The 11,798-nt window shown below is 44.7% G+C and carries 6 protein-coding genes and 1 pseudogene; 4 read left to right on the top strand and 3 right to left on the bottom strand.

Features of this window, described 5'->3' with window-relative positions:
- The first annotated feature begins 89 nt into the window (after positions 1-89).
- Positions 90-1,080: pseudogene (rdgC, locus tag P3339_RS07585) on the top strand (recombination-associated protein RdgC).
- 98 nt (positions 1,081-1,178) lie between these two features.
- Here the strand turns inward: rdgC and gnd are convergent.
- A complete protein-coding gene (gene gnd / locus P3339_RS07580) occupies positions 1,179-2,699 on the bottom strand; it encodes an NADP-dependent phosphogluconate dehydrogenase (RefSeq protein WP_020413413.1) in 1,521 nt (506 codons plus the stop codon).
- A 1,142-nt stretch (positions 2,700-3,841) separates the two neighbouring features.
- Between gnd and P3339_RS07575 the strand changes: the two genes are divergently transcribed.
- Positions 3,842-4,324: a PraA/PraB family alkane oxidation protein activator gene (locus P3339_RS07575; RefSeq protein WP_020413414.1), complete on the top strand. Its 483-nt coding sequence runs from the start codon at positions 3,842-3,844 to the stop codon at positions 4,322-4,324.
- A gap of 466 nt (positions 4,325-4,790) precedes the next feature.
- Here the strand turns inward: P3339_RS07575 and P3339_RS07570 are convergent, their stop codons facing one another.
- Positions 4,791-7,793: a TonB-dependent receptor gene (locus P3339_RS07570; RefSeq protein WP_282952911.1), complete on the bottom strand. Its 3,003-nt coding sequence runs from the start codon at positions 7,791-7,793 to the stop codon at positions 4,791-4,793.
- Positions 7,794-8,214: 421 nt separating this feature from the next.
- Positions 8,215-8,706 (bottom strand): RNA polymerase sigma factor, encoded by a 492-nt coding sequence (locus P3339_RS07565; protein ID WP_281165160.1) that lies wholly within the window; start codon positions 8,704-8,706, stop codon positions 8,215-8,217.
- Positions 8,707-9,778: 1,072 nt separating this feature from the next.
- On the opposite strand from P3339_RS07565, the gene P3339_RS07560 reads away from it, so the two are divergent.
- Both P3339_RS07560 and P3339_RS07555 read left to right on the top strand, forming a co-directional pair.
- Positions 9,779-10,138 carry a hypothetical protein gene (locus P3339_RS07560; RefSeq protein WP_282952910.1) on the top strand — a complete coding sequence of 120 codons (360 nt, stop codon included), beginning with the start codon at positions 9,779-9,781 and terminating at the stop codon, positions 10,136-10,138.
- Positions 10,139-10,210: 72 nt separating this feature from the next.
- Positions 10,211-11,683: an alpha/beta hydrolase gene (locus P3339_RS07555; RefSeq protein ID WP_282952909.1), complete on the top strand. Its 1,473-nt coding sequence runs from the start codon at positions 10,211-10,213 to the stop codon at positions 11,681-11,683.
- Positions 11,684-11,798 lie beyond the last annotated feature (115 nt).

Here is an 11,798-nt window from a genome sequence, read left to right as displayed (position 1 = left end):
GGCATTTGGAAACAGCTCACTAGCTGCCCCGCCCCAGTTTCCGCATAATTGTCGGCCGCACTCGTAACTAAATACAAATGGCCTGATGTATGTGGTTTAAAAACCTTCGTGTCTATCGCTTAACCAAAGAATTCAGCCTGGATGCTGAAAAATTCAACGAACTGCTGGAGCCACAGGCATTTATACCCTGTGGCAGCCAGGACTCCTCTCGCTATGGCTGGGTCCCCCCTTGGACGCCACGGTAACCAGTTGGTCCACTCCACCAATGGCTACTTAATGGTCTGTGCCAAAAAACAGGAAAAGGTTCTGCCCGCGGCAGTCGTCAATGAAAAAGTCGAAGAGCTAGCCCAAGCTATCTCCGCAAAAGAGGCCCGCCAGGTTGGTCGCAAAGAGCGACAAAACCTGAAGGATGAAGTGTTGCTTGAAATGCGGCCTAAAGCCTTTGCTCGCTCGCGCCTACACTACGCCTATATCGCGCCCCACGATGGTTTGGTCGTAGTAGATGCCTCCTCAGCATCTGCCGCAGAGGAATTGCTGGAAAACCTCCGCGAAGCGATCAGCAGCCTTGCGGTAATCCCCCTTTCCGCCAAAAATTTGCCACAGCAAACCATGACCCACTGGCTCACCGCACCTGAAGCGCCAATACAGTTTGATTTTGGCCATGAATGTGAGCTTCGAGATCCTAAAGACAGCGGTAGTGTGATCCGCTGCAAAAACCAAGACCTTTGCGCGGAGGAGATACACAACCACCTGGTGGCGGGGCTTCAAGTCCACAAGCTGGGACTGGTCTGGCGTGGAGGAGTTGAATTCCTGGTTGACGACCAGCTCTCCCTGAAACGCGTCAAGTTCAACGATGAATTACTGGAAAAAGCCGATAGCGCCGATGCAGATAATGCAGCTCTGCGCTTTGACGCCGATTTTGCCGTAATGACCCTTGAAATCTCAGCTCTGCTCAAGGACTTGCTTGCCGCTTTTGGCGGAGTAAATATGGAGGCTGCCAGCGTGGAGGAAATAGTAGCCAAAGCCTCACGTGGAGAAGTCGATGAGCGGGTACGAGAAGTGGAAGAAGTAGCGTTCTGAGTACTTACCCGGTGCCATTCGCACCGGGAGGCCCACCGGGTGAAGCCCACTCCTACCCTCAGAATATAAGTGGGCTCTTCCCCTCACTCTCTATCAGATCATATCTCTACAACAGGGCGACCTGGCTCACTCCAGAGTACGTGGTATTTCCTCTGCTCAGGCTGGTCCACACGGGAGAAAGTATGCGCGCCGAAGAAGTCCCTCTGCCCTTGTAGCAAATTAGCTGGCAGGGACTCTGTGCGGAACGCATCGTAGTAACTCAAAGCCGAAGACAGTGCCGGTACCGGAATACCATTCAACGTGGCACTGGCAACCGCCTGACGCCAATTGCTTTGGTGTTCGGCAATCTGCTGAGTAAAGAAGTCATCCAATAACAAATTGGACAGCTTGGCATCGCGCTCATAAGCATCGCTGATAGACTGAAGAAATACTGCACGGATAATACAGCCAGCCCGCCAAATACGCGCAATCTCAGAAAAATTCAGCTGCCAGCCCTGCTCTCGCGCAGCCAGCTTCATCAGGTCAAAGCCTTGGGCGTATACACAAATTTTCGCGCAGTACAGGGCATCGTGCAGCTCCTGGATTACCTCATCACGCTGCTCCACCGCTACCGGGGATACTGACGGCCCCTTTAGTTTCTGAGCAGCACGAGAGCGCAGGGTCTTACGCGTAGACAGGGAACGAGCATAAACTGCTTCGGCAATACTCGGTGCCGGACATCCCACCTCCAAACTGCTGATTGCCGTCCACAGCCCTGTTCCCTTCTGGCCGGCTCGATCCAGAATCACATCAACCAGCGGCTGCTCGGTGACAGAATCCAGGGTGGATAGAACTTCCGCACTGATATTGATCAGGTAGCTGTTCAGTGGGCCGCGATTCCATTCTCGAAACACTTCAGCAATCTCGGCTGGTGACATCTCCAGGGCACTGCGCATCACATGGTAGGCCTCACAGATCATCTGCATATCAGCGTATTCGATACCATTGTGCACCATCTTTACATAGTGACCGGAACCAATGGGACCAATATAGGCCGCACAGGGCTCTCCCTCACGCACAGGATTGCCTGGCTCAAAGCGCTCGATAGGTTGGCCACTGGCCTTATCGACCTTGGCTGCAATGGAGTGCCAAACCGGCTCTATACGGCTCCAGGCATAACGGTCACCACTAGGCATCAAAGAGGGGCCAAAACGGGCACCAACCTCGCCTCCGGATACTGCCGTGGTAAAAAAGATCAGCTTACCTTCATATCGCTTGGCGCGCTCAACGGAGTCAGTCCACAAGCTGTTACCGGTATCCACCACGATATCGTCTGCTTTAAGCCCTGCATCCAGTAGCTTGCAGCAAACATCATCTACTGGTGCACCCGCTGGCACAGACAGAATAATCAGGTGCGGCGCCTTTACTTTTGCCAACAGCTCGGTGTACGAATTGCAGGTCTCCACCCGTGCAGGCTGATCACCGCGCTCTTTCTTGTCCTGCTCCAGCAGTGCGTTGAGCCGATTGTGATCCAGGTCGAAAGCACAAACCTTGTAGCCATTGTCGGCCAGGTTCAGGATCAGGTTCTTACCCATCACACCGGCGCCGATAAAGCCAATATCGCACTGTGAGTCAGACATCAAGTTCTCCGTACTAAGATAGGGGTCTTTCAGGGGCGCGGAGTATAGCAATATGCATACGAGGCCGGGAGAGCAAAAATCCAACAACATCACCCATGCGTACAAAAAATAACCAACAAAATATTGCTCACTGACAAAAACTCAGCATGGAGTGGGTACTTTACTAGGGGCTTAGGTTGGACCAGCCCGGTATATCTTTTAGCGCCAGGGCCCTGATCACAGGCAAGTACAATAGCCTTCTTCCCTGTCCACATTCTCCAGGAACAGTCATTCTGTTAACCATTACAAATGGCTGATATAACCTTAGAAATCAGATCCAGAAGACAGCTTTCACATAGCGGCAGGAAGTAGATTCCATTTATAAGAGAGATGACAACCAGAAGATCTGGCTATGCCAGTTTTAACTTTTCGTTGAGGCACACTGTCGGAGATCTGATAGGTAACTCCAACCAATCCACCGGAAGGAAGTTTCTAAAAATGTTAGAGTCCCCATTACCAAGTTCAATTAAATCCTCAAAACAAAGAGTGGTATTATCTTAAATAATTCACGACTTTTATTAACCGCACCACAGAAAACCGTAAAAATTTATATCCCAACTTATTTTTAAATAAATTTGAACATGCAGGATGTACTATCATAGTCACTTCAGACCACTTTTGGCAGTTCGCCAACATTCAGCCTTCATGCATCCCTTCGATCCCCCAGGCTACATCTTTTAATTTTCCAGGAAGTATGAACTCATCGTATAAAAAATATAAACTCCAAAATGTTTAAAATGGAAATCATTATCGCTCAACAGATCCAATATTGAGGATAACCAAATCCCACTGTGGTAGAGGCTTATTAGGTACAGAAATCTTAATATAAAATATTCTGACTATAATCAACTAAATTTGAGGATAAAGAATGTTCTTTACCGATAAAATCGCGTCTATTTGAATTATCCCTCCCCCAATAATCGTCCCTGTTCGTCTTTAAGGATGGATGGTGTTGATACTTAAATCCTATTCAGTTTTTCTAGGCTATAAGTGGAATCACCTCCAAGCGATGATGCGCTTATTAAAAGGCGGCGGATTATAAATACCCAAGTATTGACACTACGCCTGCCGTAACTTACAAAGCTACTAGGAATATTATTATTATGAAAAAGATCCTTACCGCTGCTTCTATCTGTCTCGTTTCCCTTGGGGTTACCAGTCTAGCCAACGCCGAAACCTGGTCCCCTCCGGGCGCTATCGCCTTGGCAAATGTTGGCACCCTAACGGTTAAAAAAGGAATTTCTCTTAACTGCACACTTTCAGGCAGTGTAAATTCCACCGGTGCAGATGCTTCAGTAGGCAGTCTTGCGCTATCGGGCGGATTCCTCAATATGTGCAACAGTGTCTCCTTCAATAATCTTCCCTATGACCTGATAGGAAACGCAAACAATACAGTAACCTTAAAGAATGTTGCTGTTGCCGCCGTAACTGGTAACTGCGCCGGGGACTTAACAGGTTCTTTCGATCAATCAACAGGAAGGATCACCTTTAATAATGCTCAAATTCCGAGTGTAGGTTCAGGTAGTGCCTGTGTAATTAATGGCGTTGTATCAACCAACCCACAATCCTCATTCACTGTACCCTAAAAAACCCTCGAGGTAGCCAATTTAAAATACCGCCGGCAACCGCTAGCGGTATTTTTTATAAACAACTAATGAATTTCATTTCAAAGCATTTTCTTATTACCTTTACCTTTACCTTTACCTTTACCTTTACCTTTACCTTTATATAAAATACTACTATTCAAATCCTCTTATAATGTTATGCAACATTAATCCCTCAAAAGGAAATCAGGCCCTGCAATTACAGTACCTTCATAGTAGAATACGCTAGAGAAGCTTTTCCCTACAACCAACCTAATCTTGAAAGAGAATAAATGTCAGCTCTATTAATCTAAAAATTAATTTAATTTAGATATATAGTAAATTAGCAATCTATCAGAAGAAGACAAAGGAAAAGCCACAGTAAGTAAGAGATGAAATACCGCATTCTAACTTACTGTGACTACTCTAATCAGCAGGCCTCCGATACCGGGTTTAAAAAGTAAAAGTATTAAAAGCCTTTACTGACACTAAACCCAACAATACGAGGCTCTAAAGTAAATACATTTGTAGTAAGACCTGAATCATCGCTATTTGTAAACATATCTGTAATCGGCGCATCGTCAAATATATTTTTCACATAGAGCTGCATATACAGTTCAGAATTCGGGTTGTTCAAGCTCACAGAAGCATTAAGGTTGCTCCATGCCTTCAAACGATCATATTCTGTATTATAAACACGTGCATAGCTCTCAGATTGGCGATAGTAATCCGCCCGCAACGTCAGATCCCAGTCCTCAATAGGAATAGTATGTTCGACACCAAAATTCACAGTAAACCGCGGAGCATTAGGTAGCTCGTTACCACTCAGATCAGCAGCAAAGCCCCGTCCTCCATTTGGAGCATCAGTGAGTGGATTATAAGGATCTACACCATAAAGCAAGTCCCAGCGCGCAAAGCCCTCTATCTCTGGCGTAAATGAACCGTATAGAGCAGAGCCTGCACAGAGTGACCAAATGGCAAGCACATTGCCGGTAGCGGCAACTGTTTCAACCAAATCCACTGGTGCAATACAGTTTGAAGGAACCTGAATACTAGGCCTTACCAACATCCAATCTTCATTTCCTTGAGTGCGATTCATAACATCAATAGACTCTTCACCATCTGCGATACGAGTCTTCAGGTAGCCCATATTCATATCAACTCTGGTGCTATCTGTAAGCTGCCACGCCAGCTCAAGCTCAAGCCCCATACTCTCCGCATCAAAGTTCTCATTTAAAGAAATGCGATCAACAATTTGGGAAACTTGATAATCTGTATAATCATAGTAGAAGGCGTTGGCATTGAATGTCAGACTTCCATCTAACATTACATTCTTGGAGCCGATTTCTATCGCATTAACAAACTCCGGTTCAAAGGAGTCCTCCAGGGGTTGATACTGCACTACGGTTGGATCAATCTCTGCTCGAGGTGGATTAGTGCCGCCCCCCTTATAACCGTGAGCAAAAGATAAATAAAACATGGTATCGTCAGTAAAGGGGGTGTCTACTCGCCAATCTAGTACCGCACGGCCCGTATATTCCTGCCAATTCTGAGTAACTTGATCTCCCTCTGGATATCCTCGGTGAACAAGCCCACCTGAACGCTGACCTGATATTATTTCTCCTGTTTCACTATCAAAGCTTGTACCTAACAGTAACTGGCTAGGTACAGGAGTTGATTGCTTACGGTCATCGGTGTAGCGCAGACCTGTGGTAAGTTTTACATCCTCTGTGATCTGCCAATAGGCCTCACCAAACAGGGCCCATGAGCGAGTTTCCACTAAGTTCCTGCTAAGAAAATAGTTGTGCCCCTCCTCATCAATATTCTCAAGTGAATTTGGATCTACATAAATACAATCCATATCACCCGCACCGACCTCTGGATCAATACATTTTTCAGAAATCAATAAACCTGTATCAGGGTCTCTGGTACCGTTATAAAAATATTCTGCAATCAAACTAAACATATTATTGAATACAAAATAATCATCCTGGGTTTTAAAGTCCAGGTAGTTAGCACCTAATGAAAAGTTCCAGGGCCCATCAAAAGATGTCTGTAACCGGAATTCCTGGCTCCATTGTTTATTATCGGAGCGGCTAATATCTACTGCTAATATTCCATCAGAGGGGCCTAACTGTGGATCAGTATAAATTCCTCCAGGGGTGGGAACAAATTCAGCAGAATCATTAAAAATTGGGTCTGATACATAACGATTGTAATCTTGAGAAGAGTAGTAATCATCCTTTGCATAAGTTGATTGGGAGAAAAAAGTGAGTGAATTACTCAATTCCCACTCAAAATTCAGCTGCACTAAATCATTTTCAGCACGGAAAACTGGATCATAGCTGGTGGCAATCTCACGTAAATCCCTTGATTGCTCTGCATTTCCATAGGGATTACTGTAATAGTCGATAATCGGAAATCCAGTATCTAAATTGATAAACTGGGGTACCAACACAAAAGCAAACCCTCTTCCATTCGGCGCGCTATAGGCATCATCACTGTAAATTGATGCCGGCATACACCCCTGGCTAAAGAAAATAGAAGTAATTTCTGTTAGCTCAGTATCCCCGATCGTCGATGGTCCCGGGTCGGTGGTACATAGCTGCTTGCCAGTACGTGAGCGTTTGTCATCTTCTTCAAAGTGCTGCCAGATCAGGTTTGCACTAAAGGTTTCACTGGGTTCCCACTCAAAAATGGCACGCGTGGAATAAAGGTCCCTATCATTTACATCGTTCCCAGTGTAGGTATTGGTATCAAAGCCATCACGCTTGGTCATAGCACCTGAAAGCCGCAGTGCCATGGTATCGCCCACGGGCAAGTTAAACATGCCACTTGTGCGCTTTGAGTTATAGCTACCTATTTCAACTTTAATCTCAGAAGCAAATTCATCCTCTGGCATCACCGGCAACATATTAACCACGCCAGCAGTCGCATTTCGGCCATACAAAGTACCTTGAGGTCCTCGTAACACCTCTACTCGCTGTACATCAAAAAACTCCTGCTCGAACAACCGGTTACGAATAAGTGGTGCATTATTGAAGCTCACCGCCACCGCCGGATCGGTTGCAGCAGAGACAGCCTTGGTACCAACGCCACGAATTGAGAAGTTATAGGTACTAAAGTTTGATTTGGAAAAGTTTACGTTAGGCACCGCACGAAGTAGTTCTTCACCCCGTTCAATCTTCAGGGCATCTATATTGTCCCCCGACAAGGCAGAGACAGCGATAGGAACATCCTGAATACTCTCCTCTATTTTTTGTGCTGTTACGGTAACTTCTTCGATAGGCTGCCTTGCTCGACTACTTTTATCCTCGCTTTGGTCATCCTGGGATAAGGCTGTCAATGGCGTCGCAGTCATTATCATGCAGGCAATCGCAACGCTATACCAAGGGGTATGATTATTGACTGGATTAGTGGTACGAATCGCTTGTGCAATCAACTTTTCTTTCTTACGAAGGCTCATCATCATACTGAGTCTCTCTATATTATTTTCTCTATTATTTTTAAGTCAGCCAAACACCACCTTATCTCAGGCCTAACCAAGTTAAAGACGCAACACACTCGCGGTAGGGGGATTAAGATTACCCGCCCAGAGAACATCAAACATAAATCAAGAACAACAAAAACTTATATTTTTAATTGACATAAACTTCCAACTTCCAACTTCCAACTTCCAACTTCCAACTTCCAACTTCCAACTTCCAACTTCCAACTTCCAACTTCCAACTTCCAACTTCCAACTTCCAACTAGAAAATAGTAGCTGATAAAAATGAACCCCCCATACAAAACAACAAATAAATCAACAACGCCTTAAACACCAAGATTAAAAAACTAATCTATTGAAATTTCCCTCAAGATGTCTCACTTAGCCTAGTCAAAATTGGCAACGTCAAACGGCCTCTTCCATTACCTTCCGAATTCGAACTAATGCACGTTGAATTAGTTCTTTCACTGACTCCTTGGAGATTCCCATGCGCTCGGCGATATCTTGGTAAGTTAAACCTTCAAAGCGATGAAATTTAAATGCTGTACCTGCTCTTGGCGGTAATCTCAGGATAGCTTGACAGACACGACGGCAATCCTGCATCCCTATAACCGTTCGCTCAGGTGTGATCACATCTGGAATATCTATCTCAGAACTAAGTGGCTCATGATATGCACGGCAGCGAGACTTCTGGTAGCGGCCATGGCTTACCAAAAGATTTTTCGCAATTGTGTAGATATAACTCCTTGGATTTCTAATATTCGTATTAGATTTCTTCATCTGAAAATGCAGATGCGCAAAAACTTCTTGCACCAGGTCATCCACATCAGAAATATTCACCCTGGAAGAAAAATATCGCCTCAACCCCAAACGATACTCCCCGACCCATGAAGCCATATCTTTTTGGCAGCTTTTGTTCATAGGCAAACAAGTATTTGGTCAATTGAAAGTGTGCCAACCGCCTAGAGCTTCATCACTAACTCGACTAGCGCTAAGCCGGTAATTAAAACTGGACGAACACCAAAAAAACTTATTTGAATTACCACAAAGCTTTCAGAGACTTATAAAATTATGACCATTAATTCACGAAACCAATCAAAAATGCAGACTGCTAGGTCAAAAACACACTTTAAAAGAATTCTCTCTGGAAAATTTTTCTTAAATTTATTTTGACTTATTCGGTTTCCAGAAAATTTAGAATAACTGCACCACACTTATTGATAAACGCCTTCAATAAACTAAATGGTGAATAGAACGCCTATATGTTTCATAAGTGAATAATCTCTAGAATTACACGCCACAAGATTTCCAAGTTTAGCTAGCCTGAGAGGCATTGATTACTCATTGAGCGACACCACAGCTAGCATCGCAAACCTTCATAAATTTGTAACTGGTACTAAAGAAAGCCTACTGCAGTTTATTCAAAGGCCACTTGACTTTCCCCCGCATCATTCTAATAACATAGAAAAAGCCTCTCACCAGAAAAACAATTCCCCACTGGGCACTTTAAAAACCAGTAGAAGAGTCAGAATTCTGCATGGCAGCTCAAACAAATCCAATACTTTGCCCTCTAGTTGCCTAATCGCCGTCCAATAGACGCCCTGGAACCAATCAAACTGGCACAAAAAGATCAAACATAAGCACCCCACATCAAACAAATTTAGGCTCATTAATTAAAATTTTCTTTTCTTTATATACTTTATTCGATAACCTCTATGACTTTAGTGACAACTTTTAAATTCTTTACTTTTTCACAACCCTCGTATCGCAGTAAAAAAACTTGGAGAGTTGAACCTGAAAATACCCACTTAAAAAACAAATAGTGGTTTTCTATTTTTTCAAGGAAAAATAATAAAAAGGAGAGACTCCCTTAAACTATGTACTCCATTATTACAGCTTCAAGCCTACCTTCAGAGGTGCTGGGAAAGAACACAATAATGCCCTTACAGGTATGATGAACCATTTCGGATTGCAGAAAGCAAGATTTTGCGGATGCGACTGGGGAGGTTTTGTCGTTGATGCTATGGTCCTACTCTATTCCGGGCGCCATGCTGGATTGACAAATATTGGTACTCCGCACAGTTATCACCCAAAGGAACTTCCAGCAATGGATTTGCCAATAAAAGAAATCACAGATAAACCAGATTATAGCCAGTTTTTACAACAACCTGAAATTCCAGAAAATCTGCTCAATAACCATGTAGATAATTTCTTCTGTACATTTTTTCGGAAGAACTATCTGGCCAACAAAAACCTTTCCAAGATGCCAAATAACTCTTCAGAACGAAAAGTCGAACTTGCTCCGATGATAAGTTCCACAACCGGATAGCTAATTGGCTTGAGTTGACTTTTTCTATCACAGACAATCAAAGCAAGCATATTAACAAGCAGGCAAGTTTGTATGAAAGGACTTAAAAGACTAACCCTTTTTTGGAGTTCAGCAGTTGCTGGTCTCCTATTGACCTCCTCTCTCGGGCATGCAAAAGCAATAAATAGTGAAAAGCCCTATACATTGACTACCTGGAATAAAAAAACTGCAGATGGTTACAGAGGTTTTTTTAAGGTCCCAGAAAATCGCGCTATCAAAGATAGCCGCAACCTTTCAATTCAGTATATCCGCTTCCCTTCGACAGGTAAAAAGGCGGGTCCGCCTATTGTCTATCTGGCTGGGGGCCCCGGCGGATCCGGAATTATGGCAGTCAACTATCGCTATGAAATGTTTATGGCATTGCGGGAATACGGTGATGTCATTGCCCTGGACCAGCGCGGCACCGGGCATTCCAATGACCTGCCTAGCTGCCAGTCTAATCAGGTAGTTCCACCACTCATATCCACCTCCGATTCGAAATATGTTGAACTGCATCAAAGTGCCCTTCTTGAATGCCTCTCTTTCTGGCGCGATCAAGGTGTTGATCTCGCAGCCTATAACACATTGGAAAGTGCTCGTGATCTAGAGGCTCTACGGCACCATTTGGGAGAAGAGAAAATTGTATTGTGGGGCACTTCTTACGGCAGCCATTTGGCACTAGCAGCCTTAAAGGAGATAGAGGGGTCTATTGATCGGATTATTCTTTCCAGTGCTGAGGGGCTAAACCAAACGATTAAGCTACCTTCCCGTACAGAATCCTATCTGGATCGCCTTCAAAAAGCCATCGATCAGCAGCCCGAAGCGAAGGCGATTTACCCAGATATTAAAGGCTTGATACATCGCATCCATGCAAAGCTGGAAAAGCAACCTCTAAAAATTCAGCTTCCGCAAAGGGATGGGAGTAAGCTGGATACCCTATTACAACGCAGAGATATGCAACAAATAGCCTCTGCATTTATTGCAGACCCCAAAAGTGCAGCCCAACTGCTCGCTTTTTATCGTGCAATAGACTTGAGAGAGGTACCGGCCTTCGACAAAGCTCCTTCCCGTTATTTTCCTGATGGGTTCCTACAGCCTGGAGCTCCCATTACCCTCAGACCGATGCCCACTGCTATGGATATTGCATCCGGTATCGATAAAGGACGCAAAGCCAAGGTGGCCGAACAAGCTAAAGCTAGCCTGCTGGGGGACTACTTAAACTTTTCATACCATTATGACGGCTTGGCGCCAGAGCTGGACTTGGGAAATCGCTTCCGGGCAAACCCACAAAGTGATGTGCCCGTATTATTATTCAGCGGTACGCTAGATGGCAGAACTTATATTGAAAGCCAACACGAAGCCGTTTCAGGTCTTTCAAATACAACCTTAGTAACCGTAAAAAATGCCGGTCACAACTTGTTTATGGCCTCCGAAGAGGTTCAAGACACCATAAACTTATTTTTGGAGGGGCGCCCTATTGAAAAGACAACGATTACGGTGGATCTGCCCACTCTAGCTATAAAATAGAGGCTCTCTATAAGTTTTCGGTAGTGGCATTCTTGCCGCTACCTATCCACTACACAATATCTCGTATCCCCCACCCCCGCACATTAACCTTGCTATAGATGCAACTGGAGGCGGG

Origin of the sequence: Microbulbifer sp. MLAF003, assembly GCF_030012965.1 — a bacterium.
Taxonomy (GTDB): Bacteria; Pseudomonadota; Gammaproteobacteria; order Pseudomonadales; family Cellvibrionaceae; genus Microbulbifer; species Microbulbifer variabilis.
The sequence above is the reverse complement of the archived record's forward strand: the minus strand, read 5'-3'. Positions and strand labels throughout refer to the sequence as shown.